The sequence below is a fragment of the Citrobacter sp. wls710 genome, from assembly GCF_005281115.1.
Lineage (GTDB): Bacteria > Pseudomonadota > Gammaproteobacteria > Enterobacterales > Enterobacteriaceae > Citrobacter > Citrobacter werkmanii.
On record NZ_SZXD01000011.1, the window covers coordinates 294,001 to 309,322 of the forward strand.

Consider the following 15,322-nt stretch of genomic DNA (forward strand, 5'->3'; position numbering starts at 1 on the left):
CGTTCCTTAGGCGTAGCGCTGGGGCAGCGACACGCTGACGCGCGTGCCGTGCATGCAGGATATCGTGAGTGAACCACCGAGCGCCGTCACCCGCTCGCGCATCCCGGTGAGACCAAAACCTTGTGGGTTCGACCCCGGCGGCAAGCCGCTGCCGTCGTCCTCAATGACCAGCATCAGCCGCTCATCCTGCTGCCAGCCCTGGAGTGTCACCGCGCTGGCATTGGCGTGCTTCACAATGTTGTTCAGCCCTTCCTGACAGACGCGAAACAGCGTCACGCGCTGGCTTTCGCTCAGCAATGACTCATCAATTCGCCAGTCAAGGTGGCTGACGATACCGCGGCTTTCCAGCTCCATTTCACGCATCAGCGAACGAATGGCTTGCTCCAGCGTGAGATCGTCCAACTGGCGCGGACGTAAACGCCCCAGCAGACGGCGTACGGCGTCATACACGCCCAGCGAAAGCTGTTCAATGTGCGCCCCGCTTTGCTTAACGCCCGGGTTCTCTGGAGCCAGGCGCTGTACGATACCCGCCTGAGTGCGAATGGCGGTGATGGTCTGGCCGATATCGTCGTGCAGCTCGCGCGCGACGTCGCGGCGCACGCTCTCTTCGGTTTCCAGCAGACGTTCCGCCAGCCGATGATTGCGCGCCAGCTCGTTTTGCAGCGACTGGTTAAGCTCACGCAGGCGCTGAATACCCGCGCCAAGCAGCAGGCCGGTCAGGCTTTGCGCCAGCAGCGAGAGCAGTAAATCGACCGGGTGATCGTGCCAGGTCTGGCTGGCAATCAGCGCGATGGCGTTCATCAGCGTGGCGATCAGCGCCCCCTGCCAGCCGTAGTGCCAGGCGAGCGCGATAATCGGTAAAGCGAGGCAAAATGGCGTAAAGCGCGAAAGTTCGGCGGGCAAACCGAGCTGTAGCCACAAGCTGACGGTGAACAGCAGCAGGTACCAGACCAGATGTCGCCCGCGCCAGTTCACCGGCTGCGACACCAGCGCCGGGCCGAGCGGCAGCCAGGTGGTGCTGGTGAGGTAGTGCCAAAACACCAGGCAGATCGGCGCCAGCGTTAATCCGCCGGTCAGGGTCAGTAGCAGCGCATTCCACGCTTCCTCGCCCTGCCCCAGCCACGGCAGCGATTGTAGCAGCGCCGCCGCTGTCAGCGCCGCGCCCTGCAACAGTAACGTGCGCCAGTCGCGTTGATGGCGATATCGCGAAATCAGCATCACCGGGAGTAGCGTAAGGAAGCTACCGATCATCAAAAGTGGCAAATGGGCCAGCGCCACCTCCTGCGCCAGCCAGTACATCAGCAGCCACTCCGCGCCCAGCAGCACCGGCCAGTAGCTGCGCGGGCATTGCAGCATTAATCCCAGACGCAGGCCGAACGGAAACAGCAGTACCGCCAGTTCCGGGCGCTCAACCAGGTGCAGGCTGATGCTCCACAGGCAAAACCACGCGGCGGAAAAGATAAAGAAACAGGCAACAACGGTAATTAACCGGGAGAAAAGTGCGTTCATTGCCAGCCGTCAAACATCCGGCGCGCCAGCTCAACATCGTTGCTGACGTTCAGCTTTTCCATCAGGTTGGCGCGATGAACGTGCACCGTTTTCGGCGACAACCCCAGCTCGGCGGCAATCTCTTTCACCGCCATCCCCTGTGCCAGCTTCTCCGCCACCTGACGCTCGCGTTTTGTCAACGGATCCTGACGCCCGGCCGCCAGCTTGACGGCGATGTCCGGCGTCAAATAGCAACCGCCGGTCGCCACGGTATGCACGGCGGCAATCAGTTCATCCGGGCTGCAGCGTTTTGAAAGAAAGCCACGCGCGCCTGCGTTGAGCGCCTGCTCGACCAGTGCCGGGCTGTCGTGGACGGAGAGCATGATAATCGCCATCCCTTTTGGCAGTTGGCTGAGTAGCTCAAGGCCCGAGATATCGGGCATAGAGATATCGCAAATACACACCTGCACGCCGCGCCCCGGTAAACCGGCCAGCGCCTCGCGCCCGGAGCCAAATTCCGCCACAACCTGCAAATCAGCTTCCAGCCCCAGCAGTTGGGCAAAGCCGGAGCGGACGATAGTGTGGTCGTCGATAAGGGCGATGGTGATCATGGGTTTGTCCTGGCGCTAAGGCATGCCTGATAAGCGTAGCGCCATCCGGCAAAAGCGCTTACCTTAACGATAAGCGCTTTGGTGTTCAAGCCTTGAGCGATCAGGCTATGCCTGTCGTGACGGTAAATATCCGGGTGTGCTGCGGTTCTATTTCAATCAAGGTGCCATTGCGTTGTGCCGCCAGGAATCCTTCGGGTCGACAGGTTGCAGGCAAGGCGAATGCCGCAACCTGTTGATCACCGTTATACAGGATCCATCGCGTCACATAATTCAGCTCCGCGCTAGAGAAGCGTGTAACGAACGTGGTGCCATCAGATGCGATCATGCTAAATTCCGGCTTATCTGTGTACCTGTCCAGTTGGTCAGCAAAGAAGACAATTTCCGGATCGTAAAAATGCGGTTCATTGAGCCGCGCCAGAGAAGCCTCGCCCTGCACAATCCGCTGATTAAACGCCAGCCATTGCTCAGTCGGCTTAACATGCGCGGGTATCGACTCACGCAGCTTCATGGCCTCATCCGGAATATTCTGGCTGAAGGAGGCTTCCGGTACGTAGGCATAGTTCATATGGCACATGTACTGCAACGGCATTGCCACTGAAGCGAGGTTGGTAACCGCCATCTGAATATCAAACAGCGCGCTCGCTTTGTGCATTACCACCGCAGGATGCGCCTGATAATGATGACCGAACCCCATCACATACTCATAGCGTCCGCCCACGCGCAAATTCTCACCCTCCAGCTCCAGCCAGGCTTCATCCATCGCGGCACAAGCCATTTCACCGTGCAAAGGATGTGAATCTTCTGGTGATGGGCAGCCATTAGCCAACAGACCTGAGTGGAAGGCAAAACAACCGTAGGTCGCCACCACTTCCGTCGCCGGTTTCGGCTGACTGAACATATTACGCATGGTCAGGTCATGGCCATCAAACTGAGCATCCCAGATCATCTGCCCCATCCAGGGCAGAATAACCAGATGTCCACGACTGTTTTCTACCTTCAGCCCTTCCACTCCGCTGGCGTAACGAAATGCGGTAACCGTGAAATCGCTATTCTTCAGTAAGATTCGCGGATGCTCTGCAAAGAGTTCTCGCCACAGCGTTATACGTGTTGTCATGATCGCTCTCCTCAGGAAACTGTCGCTTCAGCCAGGTTGTTGCGCACTTTGCTTTCACGCCAGAAGTAGATGCCGACGTACACGAAACAGAGCATGGAAACCAGGAACGAAAGTTGTAATGAATGGAACATATCAGCCACATAGCCCTGAATCGCCGGAACCACCGCCGCGCCGACAATCGCCATAACAATGACGGCACCTGCCATTTCGGTATGTTCGTTATCCACGGTATCAAGCGTACCAGCATAGATTGTCGCCCAGCAGGGTCCAAACAGGACACTCACCAGCACTGCGACATACACAGCGCTGAAGCTTGGCGCCAGTGCAACATAGACGAGGAACAGGGCACCAATGATGGAATAGAGAATCAGCACTTTTTCCGGATTGAAGCGCGTCATCAAAATGTTGGCGATAAACTTGCCGATAAAGAAGCAGGCGAAGCTATAGACCATGAAGGTTGAGGCGTCGCGCTCGTTGATATCACCTAATTCCAGTGCCAGACGGATGGTAAATGACCACACCGCGACCTGCATCCCCACATAAAGAAATTGCGCCACAATTCCACGACGGAAACGGGCATTGCTGGCCAGATAACGCAGTGTATCCATCGCGGACGGGCGTTTACGACTCGTGGTTTGCGCAACTTTACAGGTCGGGAAGCGGGTCAGCAGGAATAACACCATCACCACAACCAGCACCATAATCATGTACTTATATGGCTCAAGAGTATTTTCCAGCATCAACACTTTAAAGTTATGGATCTGCTCGGCGTTCATCCCGGCCATCTGTTTTTCCAGGCTTTCGCCTTCAGAGAAGACCAGATATTTACCCAGCAGAATACCAGCCGCCGCGCCAATAGGATAAAAAGTTTGACTGATGTTCAGGCGTAAAGTGGCATACGCTTTTGGGCCGATCATTGAGCTGTAGGTGTTGGCCGCTGTTTCCAGGAAGCTCAGACCAATCGCAATCGCGAAAATCGCCGCAAGGAACATGGTGTAGGTGGCCATGTGCGATGCCGGGAAAAAGAGCGTACACCCAACGATATAAAGGGTCAGCCCCATTAAAATGGCGACTTTATAACTGGTCTTTTTAATCACCAGAGATGCCGGAATTGCAATTAAAAAATAACCGCCATAAAAGGCACTCTGAACTAATGCCGAGGCAAAGTTGCTGAGTGAAAATACGCTTTTGAATTGCGTAATCAGAATATCATTTAATGCGGCTGCGCATCCCCATAACGGGAATAAACAGGATAACAAAATAAACTGGAACAGAGGGGTCTTATTCAAATAGCCGTCAGCCATCTGAATGATGTTTTTATCGTTCATAGTGCTACCTTTTACAGTGCAGGAGTATTATTCGTTTAAGGTAAGAAACTCATTAAATTGTTCGATGCTTGGATAAGATGATTGAGTGCCTTTCCCGGTAACGCTGAAAGCAGCGAAGAGAGCGGCTTTTTTCATGGCGACTTCCACATCACCGCTTTGAACGTAATAGTGAGCAAAACAACCGATGAAAGCGTCGCCTGCGCCACTGGTATCGATAGCGTTCACTTTAAACGCCGGAACATGGACTTCCTGGTCACGCGTCATCCACAGCGCACCTTTCTCACCCATGGTGACGATAATATTGTTCAGACCTTTATCAACCAGAGAACGTGCCGCTGCGCGAATATGGTCATAGGTATCTACTGACATACCGGTTAATATTTCCAGCTCGGTTTCGTTCGGCACGAAAAAATCACATTTACAGGCATAAGACATATCTAATTCCCGTAATGCAGGGGCGGGATTTAGTAACACTTCAATACCGTGTTTTTTGCCAAATTCAATCGCGTGATAAACGGTTTCCAGCTGCACTTCCAGTTGCAGGACAATAAGCTGACATTTTTTCAGATCTTCCGCCGCACGATCGATATCTTCCGGGGAGAGAAATTTGTTCGCTCCTTTAATAATCAGGATGCTGTTGCTGGAGTTGGCATTAACAAAGATCGGTGCGACACCGCTGCTGGTGCAGGGTACCTTTTCGACATAGGTGGTATTAATTCCCCAGGATTCGAGATTGCGAATAGTGTTATCCGCAAAAATATCATCACCGACTTTTGTCAGCATCAGCACTTTGGAATTGAGCTTAGCGGCCGCAACGGCCTGATTTGCGCCTTTGCCCCCACAGCCAATTTTGAACGCCGGCGCTTCCAGCGTTTCCCCTTCTTTGGGCATCTGGTTGATGTAGGTGATGAGATCCACCATGTTGGAGCCAATAACCGCGATATCCATTTTACTACCTCTCAGAAACAATCACACAACAATGATATTAAAATAACATTATCATGTTACTTTCGTATCATTTGTGACTAGGATCGCGATTGGAAGATCATTTTATTGTTTATTTATTACGCTAAATGTTGCAGCCCCATCACACTACAAATGATGAAATTGCTTACAATTGACTGAAATTTAACTGTATATAATCAATAAAACGTGAAAAAACACGCTTTTATTTCCGAATAGTCAGACGTATAGTAATGCGGCAATGCCATGTTCTAAGAAACACAAAAATGTTACTGAAGGAACATGGAAACATGATTCGTGGAGAAGCACATGGAAACTAAGCAAAAAGAACGTATTCGACGTCTGATGGAATTGTTGAAGAAGACCGACCGAATCCATCTGAAAGAGGCGGCACGAATGCTGGAAGTTTCCGTGATGACTATTCGTCGGGATCTCAGTCAGGATGACGAGCCGTTACCACTCACGCTGCTCGGTGGTTACATTGTGATGGTGAACAAACCTGCTGCCATCGTTAACACGCCACTCCCCGCGCAAAAGCAGTATCACCGCGATGATTTACCGGTTGCCATTCTGGCTGCGGGACTGGTAAGTGAAAATGATCTGGTCTTTTTTGATAATGGTGCGGAAATGCCGTTGGTGGTCAGCATGATCCCGGACGATATTTCCTTTACCGGGATTTGCTACTCGCACCGGGTGTTCGTAGCGCTAAACGAAAAGCCCAACGCCACAGCGATTCTTTGCGGGGGGACCTACCGGGCGAAAAGTGACGCCTTTTACGACACCAGCAATCCCTCCCCGCTGGATGCACTCAACCCACGAAAAGTCTTTATCTCCGCCAGCGGAGTCCATGAGCATTTCGGCGTTAGCTGGTTCAATCCGGACGATCTGGCCACAAAACGCAAAGCGATGGAACGCGGATTACGCAAAATTCTGCTGACGCGCCACGCCCTGTTCGATGAGGTCGCCCCCGCCAGCATTGGTCCACTCTCCACCTTTGACGTACTGATAAGCGACCGTCCGTTACCGGCAGATTACGCAACCCACTGCCGGAACGGCTCTGTCAAAGTGATCACCCCGGATTCAGACGGCAACTAACTCACTCAAAGAAGACGGTGATTTTGTTAAACATCGACGGGTCGGATTGGTTGCGGGCGACTTTCACCACATCTTCCAGTTTGTCGATCTGGCTTATCATCTGCTCCAGACGCTGATCGTCGTTGACCAGTAGCCAGATGCGGCTCTTATCGCTGTCCTGAATCGGTAGACAGAGAATGCCTTCCACGTTGAACGCGCGGCGGGCAAACAGCCCGCAGACGTGGGTCATTACGCCCGGATGGTTGCGCACGGTGAGTTCCAGGATTACGTTGTCATGAGTCTGCTGTTGCATGGCTTATTCCCCCACCATTTCAGTGTTTGCCGCACCCGGCGGCACCATCGGGTACACTTTTTCTTCGGCGTCGATACGCACGTGGATCAGCGCAGGTCCAGGCCGATTAATCATTTCCTGCAACGCTGCCTGTGGGTCTGCTTCGTTATTCAAATCACAAGTTTCCAGACCAAAACCAGCTGCGATCTGCATAAAGTTAATCATCCCCGGATAGGTCGCAGCAAAAACACCCTGCTTATAGAACAGGCTCTGCTGCTGATATACCAGACCCAACGCTTCGTTATTCATCAGGATGATTTTAATATCCAGCTGATTTTCGCTGGCTGTCGCCATTTCCTGAATATTCATCATCAGGCTACCGTCGCCGGAGAAGCACAGCACTTTTTTATCCGGGTTCGCCAGCGCCGCGCCAATGGCCGCCGGCAGACCAAATCCCATGGTACCAAGACCGCCAGAGGTCAGCCACTGACGCGGACGGTTAAGCGGGTAGGCCTGCGCCGCCCACATCTGATGCTGCCCGACATCGGTGGTGATAATGGCGCTGTCATCCACGCATGCCGCCACCGCATTGATCAGCCCATAGTGACTGAGCGGGTCGCTTTCCTGCGGAATGGCGCAAGGAAACTCACGTTGTAAATCGGCCACCATCTGATGCCATGCCTCTCGCGGCTGGGCCTCAACCAATGGGATCAGTTGCGCCAGAACCTCATCGACATCCGCCTGAATCGCTACATGCGGCTGTTTGATTTTACCCAGCTCCGCACGGTCGATATCCACGTGGATGATTTTGGCGTTCGGGCAGAACTGTTCGGTTTTACCAATCGCCCGGTCATCAAAACGTGCGCCCAGAACAATCAGTAAATCAGCTTCTTGCAGAATAAAGTTGGTGCTGCGCGCGCCGTGCATACCCAGCATGCCTAACGACAGCGGATGCGCCTTTGGCAGCATACCCAGCGCCATCAAGGTCATGGTGGTAGGCAGCATGGCTTTTTCGGCCAGTTCACGCACGCGTGCGGGCGCGTTAATCACGCCGCCGCCGAGGTACAGTACCGGACGCTGTGCGGCGTTAATCATGGCTGCGGCATCGCGAATGCTGTCCTGACTGAACGCCGGCGCCGCCATTTTCTGCGCGGGTTCCGGCATCTCTTCAATTTCAAATACGGCGGTTTGAATATCCTTAGGAATGTCTATCCACACCGGGCCTGGACGTCCGGACTGCGCAATGCGGAACGCATCGCTCATGACCTGAGGTAATTCATTGATATGGCGGACCAGATAGTTGTGTTTGGTGATGGGGATAGAAATACCGTAGGTATCGACTTCCTGGAAGGCATCGGTACCGATCATCGAGGCCGGAACCTGCCCGGTGATACACACCAGCGGGATGGAATCCAGACGAGCATCGGCAATCGCGGTCACCAGGTTGGTGGCGCCCGGCCCGCTACAAGCCATACACACGGCGGGTTTACCATCGGTTCGCGCCATGCCTTGCGCGATAAACCCCGCACCCTGCTCGTGGCGAGCCAGGATATGACGGATTTTCGTGCTTTGGCTTAACGCGTCATAGACGGGAAGGATCGATCCGCCAGGGATACCGGTGACTACCTGGATTCCCTGACGTTCCAGGAAATGAACGATGAATTCTGCGCCCGTAAAACGCGTACGCTTGGATGTTATGCCCGAACTTGCCATGCTCCAGTCCTTTTATTCTGGGCCTTTGCTCCGGGCAGGTCTCTTAAACGAAAAACCCCGCCCGGTTTGCGCCGGCGGGGTTTTGGAATCGTGTGTTGATCCGGACCCTACGGCGCATTGCCGACGACCACCACCACACGCACGACGACCGCTGCGCGAGATGGCGCAGTTTTTAGTAGGGTCGCAGTCAGCATGGAAGGGTTCATTAGGGACCTGTCTGTTTGTTGATTAACTGGATTTATACAAACACAGGTTTTTCAGCGTGACAATGGAAAAATTTTCATCTGCACAAAAATGCGTCAACGATCACATTTCACTATACGGTGTTGAAAAACAAAAAACCCCGCCGGAGCGAGGTTCTTTTCAGCGTTGTGCGGTTGGTAGCCGCCGAGCACACTGTGTTATGTCAACGAGAAAAGTATACGCGCTCCGCGAAGAACACGCAATTTCGGCACGAATTTTGATGATATTGAGTATGGCCTAATGTTGACGTTACGTCCACAAAATACTGTTAATTTATACAGTATTTATCTATAATATTTCAGTACGCAATGTGTTATGCGGGGGCCGCATCGTAAACCGGCGCATCAAAGTCCTGGCTGAAACGGGTGGTGCCGTCAGCGCCTTAACCCCCGTGCGAGCACACTGTGTTATGTCAACAAAGGTGCTGGCAACAGGCAGCGGCGAGGTACGCCAGCACCGTGCTCCTTGTACCAAAAGGAGAGCGTATGAGCCTCGTGGATATCGCTATTCTTATCCTCAAACTCATTGTTGCAGCACTGCAACTACTTGATGCCGTTCTGAAATACGTTAAGTAATTCAGATTCAAGTCGCACCTAAGGGGAGCGGGTAACACTCCGCTCCCCTTTCACCTTTTCCCAGGTGCTTGTCACGCGTCAATATGTTACGTTTTTATGACATTCTCAGGGAAGAATTCCGCCATGACGCTTTCTGTTTTCTGCATTTTGCTGTTCGCCGCGCTGCTGCATGCCAGCTGGAATGCCATTGTTAAGGCTGGAAACGATAAACTGTACTCGGCGATCGGCGTCAGCGGCTCAGCTGCGATTATGGCTTTAATCTGCTTACCCTTTGCGCCTCAACCTTCTGCCGCCAGCCTGCCGTTTTTGGCTGTCTCTACGGCCTTACAAGTGGTGTACACGGTTCTTGTCGCCAAAACCTATCAGGTTTCGGATATGAGTCAGACCTACCCTTTGATGCGCGGCACCGCACCATTGCTGGTTGCGATTATCAGCGTCCTGTTCCTTGGCGATAGTCTCTCTACGCTTGCCTGGGTGGGGATTGCCACCATCTGCCTGGCTATTCTCGGCATGGCATTTAACGGGCGCAGCAGCTCGCAACGCGGGATCGTACTGGCACTCATTAACGCCTGCTTTATTGCCGGTTACACGCTGGTCGACGGCACCGGGGTACGCTTATCTGAAACCGCGCTGGGTTATACGCTGTGGACCTTCTTTCTGAACGGTTCTTGCCTGCTCACCTGGGCGATGATCGCCAGACGCCGGGAAGCGTCACGCTATCTGGTACAGCAGTGGAAGAAAGGCATTCTTGGCGGGATTGGCACAATGGGTTCCTACGGACTGGCGCTGTGGGCCATGACCCAGGCACCGTTGGCGGTGGTCGCTGCGCTGCGTGAAACTTCCATCCTATTTGGCGCGCTGCTCGCCTGGCTGTTGCTGAAAGAAAAGGTTGCCGGAGTGCGTCTTGTCGCGGCCGCAGGTATTGCCATAGGCGCGGTTTTGCTACGCTTGTCATGATTTGTTGGTCGACCTGATGCAATCCGGCAACATTTGTTGCCGTTTTTTGTTTACATTTCCTGCCGTTCATCGCTTAAACATTCCAGCCTACTATCTGGCCTTCTTTTTCTGTTGTGGTAGATTCCACGCGCATTTACGGGAAAGTGCAGCACCTTATTCTTCTTTTTTCACTTTTTTAAAAGTTATCAGCGAAATGAAAAGGCATAGAAGCGTCAATTTGTTGTTGATGTTGGTATTACTGGTGGCGGTTGGACAGATGGCACAAACCATTTATATCCCCGCGATTGCTGATATGGCGCGTGAACTGAACGTTCGCGAAGGGGCAGTGCAGAGCGTGATGGCCGCCTATCTGCTGACCTACGGCCTGTCACAACTGTTTTACGGCCCACTTTCCGATCGTGTTGGCCGCCGTCCGGTGATCCTCGCCGGGATGTCTATTTTTATGCTGGCCACGCTGGTTGCCATTACCACCCATAGCCTGACGGTACTGATTATCGCTAGCGCGATTCAGGGGATGGGGACGGGCGTCGGTGGTGTGATGGCGCGAACCTTGCCACGAGACCTGTATGAAGGTACACAGCTTCGTCACGCCAACAGTTTGCTGAATATGGGGATCCTGGTCAGTCCGCTGCTGGCACCGCTGATTGGCGGTATGCTGGATACCGTGTGGAACTGGCGCGCTTGCTATATTTTTCTGCTGATTCTGTGCGCGGGCGTCACGTTTAGCATGGCGCGCTGGATGCCGGAAACGCGCCCGGCAGGCGCGCCGCGTCCACGGCTTATCGCCAGTTACAAGACACTGTTTGGCAACAGCTCTTTCACCTGTTACGTGCTAATGCTGATCGGCGGTCTGGCGGGCGTTGCGGTCTTCGAAGCCTGCTCTGGGGTATTATTGGGCGCAAGGCTGGGTTTAAGCAGCATGGTGGTCAGTATCCTGTTTATTCTGCCTATTCCGGCGGCGTTTTTCGGCGCCTGGTTCGCCGGTCGCCCGAACAAGCGTTTCTCAACGCTGATGTGGCAGTCGGTTATCTGCTGTCTGGTCGCCGGTTTGATGATGTGGATCCCTGGCCTGTTCGACGTGATGAACGTCTGGACGCTGCTGGTTCCCGCCGCGCTGTTTTTCTTCGGCGCCGGGATGTTGTTTCCGCTGGCAACCAGCGGCGCAATGGAGCCTTTCCCGTTCCTGGCGGGCACTGCCGGCGCGCTGGTCGGAGGATTACAAAACATTGGTTCCGGCGTGCTGGCATGGTTCTCTGCGATGCTGCCGCAGACCGGACAAGCCAGTCTGGGCCTGTTGATGACCCTTATGGGGCTGCTGATTTTTGTGTGCTGGCTTCCGCTGGCGTCACGCGTGTCGCATCAGGGGCAGGCGGTTTAAGCGCATGATGGCCCGGTTTATCGCCGGGCTTGTCACATTCAGGCGCAATCATCGTCGTCAGCAACGGCTCCAGTGCCGGACGCCAGGCTCCCTCCTCGCCATCATAGAACTGCGTATCCGCATTGATAGCATAGGGAATCTTCGCTTTCTTCAGCTCACACGCCATAAAACGGGCGAAGGCCATTTGCGCAGCAGATGGCCCATTTTTAATGGTTTCTCCCGGCGACCAGCCGCCTACCCAACTCACGTGACCGGTTTTCTGCTGCCAGCGAATGGCGGTATTGATACGGGCGCGAATAGCCGTCTTTTCCGCCGCAGTCCCTGACGTCCATGGGTATTTGCCGTTATTTTTCAGCGGCCCCCACGGGAAGATATGCCATTCGGCCAGCACGGTATTCTGGCTTTGCGGCGGCAACTTCAGGTTCGGCAGCTCTTCCGGCGCGGCACGCAGTCGTGGCGCGATGAAGATCATCCGTTGCGGGTCAATAGCGTGGATGGTGCGAATCGTTTTGTCATACACCCGGTTGAGCGATGCCTGATTATGGTTGAGCTTATCCGCAGGTTCATAAATCAGGTCAAAACCCAGTAGCGGCGAACGTTGACCAAAGTAATGCGCCACCGCCACCCACCAGTTAACCACCTCTTTTTCATTACCGGCGCTGGGGTCTTGTTTATATTCATCCGCCTGGTAAGCAATAATCGGGATTACGCCATACTGCTCGCAGGCTTCGACCAGCTTGCGCAGATGAATTAGTCTGGCTTCTGTCGGTTCTCCCGCCACGCGGATACGCACATGAGAAATGCCTTTCGCCCTGAAATCCCGCACCACCAGCGGATCGAACTCACGGATGCCACGCTCGGTTCGCGCCCAATCTACGTCCATCCCGACCCCAAGCTGCTGCGCATACGACGCCGCCGTCAGCGCTGGTGGTGCTGCACACACGGTGGCGCTGGCGAAGAGTAACAGGGAAACAATCGACTTTAACACGCTCGTCCTTACGCAAATCATCAGGAGTGATATCACGTATTTAGCATGCTTTTTCACTTTCCGTGTAGAGAGAAAGCGTAAAAAATATGCATGACCCGCTTATTTAACCTGCTCCTGAAGCCAACCAATAAACGCCTCGATTTTCGGCCACTGCCTGCCGGGCAGCGTGGTGACGTAGTAATGCTGATGGCATTTCAGCGCCATATCGCCAAAAGGCGCGACCAGCTCTCCGCTGTCGAGACGTTTTTGCACCAGCCTCTTTCTCCCCATCGCCACGCCGATATGGTTCATCGCCGCAATCACCGCTAAATCAGAACGATCGAAACCAATACCCGACGATGTCGGCAAATTTGCCGCATAATGCTGCGCCCAGCTGTGCCACTCATCGGTTCCAGAATCGTTACTCCATGCCTGCCTGTCGTGCAGCAGCGTACAGTGCGGCAAGTTCAGCAGTGATCCCATCAGGTCATAGCGACGAGCGTATTCCGGGCTGCATACCGGCAAAATCTCTTCGTCCATCAGAAAATGGTGCGTGAGCTGCGCGGACGGCGCATCATCAAAATAGAGCGCCAGATCGACCCCGGCACGCTGTAAATTGACGTTGTCGTTCCCGGTCAGCATGGTCAGTGAAATGGAGGGGTAGCGGCGGGTAAAGTCGCCGAGCGCCGGAACCAGCCAGCACTGGGCGATAGAGGGCCGCGAGTAGACGGTGAGCGTCCCCGACAGTTCCTGATTCTTGATATCAAGAATTTCCTGGTTGAGCGTGTCCAGCGACGATTTCAGCGCCCAGAACACGCGTTTGCCTTCGTGGGTGAGTTCCACTTTGCGGTGCGAGCGGACAAACAGCTGAATGCCTAACTCCTCTTCCAGCTGATTAATCCGATGGCTGACGGCGCTGGGGCTTAATGACAGCTCGTCCGCCGCCAGCGCAAACGACTGATGGCGGGCCGCCACTTCAAAGGTATACAGCTTCGACAACTGCCAGCCGTTAAGTAGTCGGTTTCGGACTTCGCGTAGGGGATCCATATTCATCTCTGTTATCCTGAATCATGCATCGGAGTGTAAAAAAAACCGCTGTAAAAATCAGCACAAAGATGATTCAGAGTGAACCATATCGCATTGATGACGTGTAATTAGACGTAAATCACTCACTTGATGCAATCTGGCTCATGTGAAAGAGGATTTATATCGTTTGTCAGACCCTGCCTTATTTTTGTCCAATAACCCCAGGTTAATCACAGGGCAAGGTGAGCTATGCACTCTCAAATCTGGGTTGTGAGCACGCTGCTGATAAGCATCGTGTTAATCGTTTTGACCATCGTGAAGTTCAAATTCCACCCGTTTCTGGCGCTGCTGCTGGCCAGTTTCTTCGTGGGTACGATGATGGGTATGGGGCCGCTGGATATGGTCAATGCCATTGAGAGCGGCATCGGCGGCACGCTGGGCTTCCTCGCTGCGGTTATCGGCCTCGGGACCATTCTGGGCAAAATGATGGAAGTGTCCGGCGCGGCAGAACGCATTGGCCTGACGCTACAGCGCTGCCGCTGGCTTTCCGCTGATGTCATTATGGTGCTGGTCGGGCTGATTTGCGGGATCACGCTGTTTGTTGAAGTCGGCGTGGTACTGTTGATTCCGCTGGCTTTTTCGATTGCCAAAAAGACCAATACTTCACTGCTGAAGCTGGCAATCCCACTGTGTACGGCGCTGATGGCGGTGCACTGTGTGGTGCCGCCGCATCCGGCCGCCCTGTTCGTGGCGAATAAGCTGGGCGCAGATATTGGCAGCGTAATTGTTTACGGTTTACTGGTGGGCTTAATGGCCTCGCTTGTCGGCGGGCCGCTGTACCTGAAATTCCTCGGTAACCGTCTGCCGTTTAAACCGGTGCCGGCTGAATTTTCCGACCTGAAAGTGCGCGACGAAAGTACGCTGCCGTCGCTGGGCGCAACGCTGTTTACCGTCCTGTTGCCGATTGGCCTGATGCTGGTCAAAACCGTTGCTGAGTTGAACATGGCGAAAGGCAGCACGCTGTATACGCTGCTGGAGTTTATTGGTAACCCGATCACCGCGATGTTTATTGCCGTCTTCGTGGCCTACTACATTCTCGGTCTGCGTCAGCACATCGGCATGGGCACGCTGCTGACCCACACTGAAAACGGGTTTGGTTCGATTGCCAACATTCTGCTGATTATCGGCGCAGGCGGCGCATTCAACGCTATCCTCAAGAGCAGCGGGCTGGCGGATACCCTCGCGCTAATCCTTTCAAACATGCATATGCACCCGATTCTGCTGGCGTGGCTGGTGGCATTAATTCTGCATGCTGCAGTGGGTTCCGCCACGGTCGCGATGATGGGCGCCACGGCAATCGTAGCGCCGATGCTGCCGCTCTACCCCAACGTTAGCCCGGAGATCATCGCCATTGCGATTGGTTCCGGCGCCATTGGCTGCACGATCGTCACAGATTCCCTCTTCTGGCTGGTCAAGCAATACTGCGGCGCTACCCTGAATGAGACGTTTAAATACTATACGACCGCGACATTTATCGCGTCCGTTATTGCACTGGCTTGCACATTCCTGCTTTCCTTTATTATCTAAGCGCGA

At 54.0% G+C, this 15,322-nt stretch carries 15 protein-coding genes; 5 read left to right on the forward strand and 10 right to left on the reverse strand.

What is annotated here, in order from left to right:
• Nucleotides 1-6 precede the first annotated feature (6 nt).
• The 5 genes from uhpB to rbsK all read right to left on the reverse strand — a co-directional run bounded on the left by uhpB (nucleotide 7) and on the right by rbsK (nucleotide 5,489).
• The gene (gene uhpB, locus FDX14_RS05635; RefSeq protein ID WP_137349163.1) at nucleotides 7-1,509 is read right to left on the reverse strand and encodes a signal transduction histidine-protein kinase/phosphatase UhpB; all 1,503 of its coding nucleotides are present in this window, start codon (nucleotides 1,507-1,509) and stop codon (nucleotides 7-9) included.
• The gene (uhpA, locus tag FDX14_RS05640; protein WP_038635664.1) at nucleotides 1,506-2,099 is read right to left on the reverse strand and encodes a response regulator transcription factor UhpA; all 594 of its coding nucleotides are present in this window, start codon (nucleotides 2,097-2,099) and stop codon (nucleotides 1,506-1,508) included. The genes uhpB and uhpA overlap by 4 nt, the downstream gene beginning before the upstream one ends.
• Nucleotides 2,100-2,199: 100 nt before the next feature.
• A complete protein-coding gene (locus FDX14_RS05645) occupies nucleotides 2,200-3,213 on the reverse strand; it encodes an aldose 1-epimerase family protein (protein WP_137349164.1) in 1,014 nt (337 codons plus the stop codon).
• Between the two features lie 11 nt (nucleotides 3,214-3,224).
• Nucleotides 3,225-4,541: an L-fucose:H+ symporter permease gene (gene fucP / locus FDX14_RS05650; protein WP_042311481.1), complete on the reverse strand. Its 1,317-nt coding sequence runs from the start codon at nucleotides 4,539-4,541 to the stop codon at nucleotides 3,225-3,227.
• A gap of 27 nt (nucleotides 4,542-4,568) precedes the next feature.
• On the reverse strand, nucleotides 4,569-5,489 hold the full coding sequence (gene rbsK / locus FDX14_RS05655; RefSeq protein WP_137349165.1) for a ribokinase: 921 nt from the start codon (nucleotides 5,487-5,489) through the stop codon (nucleotides 4,569-4,571).
• Between the two features lie 324 nt (nucleotides 5,490-5,813).
• Here rbsK and FDX14_RS05660 point away from each other — a divergent pair, with 324 nt between their 5' ends.
• Nucleotides 5,814-6,599 carry a DeoR family transcriptional regulator gene (locus FDX14_RS05660; protein ID WP_137349166.1) on the forward strand — a complete coding sequence of 262 codons (786 nt, stop codon included), beginning with the start codon at nucleotides 5,814-5,816 and terminating at the stop codon, nucleotides 6,597-6,599.
• Between the two features lies 1 nt (nucleotide 6,600).
• Here FDX14_RS05660 and ilvN read toward each other — a convergent pair whose 3' ends face one another.
• The 3 genes from ilvN to ivbL form a co-directional block, all read right to left on the reverse strand.
• Nucleotides 6,601-6,891, reverse strand: coding sequence for an acetolactate synthase small subunit (gene ilvN / locus FDX14_RS05665; protein ID WP_003023914.1), 291 nt, complete (start codon nucleotides 6,889-6,891; stop codon nucleotides 6,601-6,603).
• A gap of 3 nt (nucleotides 6,892-6,894) precedes the next feature.
• Nucleotides 6,895-8,583 (reverse strand): acetolactate synthase large subunit, encoded by a 1,689-nt coding sequence (ilvB, locus tag FDX14_RS05670; protein ID WP_042311475.1) that lies wholly within the window; start codon nucleotides 8,581-8,583, stop codon nucleotides 6,895-6,897.
• 107 nt (nucleotides 8,584-8,690) lie between these two features.
• A complete protein-coding gene (ivbL, locus tag FDX14_RS05675) occupies nucleotides 8,691-8,789 on the reverse strand; it encodes an ilvB operon leader peptide IvbL (RefSeq protein ID WP_003827118.1) in 99 nt (32 codons plus the stop codon).
• Between the two features lie 522 nt (nucleotides 8,790-9,311).
• Here ivbL and tisB point away from each other — a divergent pair.
• The 3 genes from tisB to emrD all read left to right on the forward strand — a co-directional run bounded on the left by tisB (nucleotide 9,312) and on the right by emrD (nucleotide 11,736).
• The gene (gene tisB / locus FDX14_RS05685) at nucleotides 9,312-9,401 is read left to right on the forward strand and encodes a type I toxin-antitoxin system toxin TisB (RefSeq protein WP_003023909.1); all 90 of its coding nucleotides are present in this window, start codon (nucleotides 9,312-9,314) and stop codon (nucleotides 9,399-9,401) included.
• A gap of 123 nt (nucleotides 9,402-9,524) precedes the next feature.
• Nucleotides 9,525-10,358 carry an EamA family transporter gene (locus tag FDX14_RS05690; protein ID WP_042311473.1) on the forward strand — a complete coding sequence of 278 codons (834 nt, stop codon included), beginning with the start codon at nucleotides 9,525-9,527 and terminating at the stop codon, nucleotides 10,356-10,358.
• Nucleotides 10,359-10,551: 193 nt separating this feature from the next.
• A complete protein-coding gene (gene emrD, locus FDX14_RS05695; protein WP_038635685.1) occupies nucleotides 10,552-11,736 on the forward strand; it encodes a multidrug efflux MFS transporter EmrD in 1,185 nt (394 codons plus the stop codon).
• Here emrD and FDX14_RS05700 read toward each other — a convergent pair.
• Both FDX14_RS05700 and dsdC read right to left on the reverse strand, forming a co-directional pair.
• Nucleotides 11,663-12,745 (reverse strand): cellulase family glycosylhydrolase, encoded by a 1,083-nt coding sequence (locus FDX14_RS05700; RefSeq protein ID WP_137349189.1) that lies wholly within the window; start codon nucleotides 12,743-12,745, stop codon nucleotides 11,663-11,665. The two genes, emrD and FDX14_RS05700, sit on opposite strands and share 74 nt — an antisense overlap.
• 78 nt (nucleotides 12,746-12,823) lie before the next feature.
• A complete protein-coding gene (dsdC, locus tag FDX14_RS05705) occupies nucleotides 12,824-13,750 on the reverse strand; it encodes a DNA-binding transcriptional regulator DsdC (RefSeq protein ID WP_137349190.1) in 927 nt (308 codons plus the stop codon).
• 228 nt (nucleotides 13,751-13,978) lie between these two features.
• Between dsdC and dsdX the strand changes: the two genes are divergently transcribed.
• Nucleotides 13,979-15,316: a D-serine transporter DsdX gene (gene dsdX, locus FDX14_RS05710; protein ID WP_042311469.1), complete on the forward strand. Its 1,338-nt coding sequence runs from the start codon at nucleotides 13,979-13,981 to the stop codon at nucleotides 15,314-15,316.
• The last annotated feature ends 6 nt before the right edge of the window (nucleotides 15,317-15,322 follow it).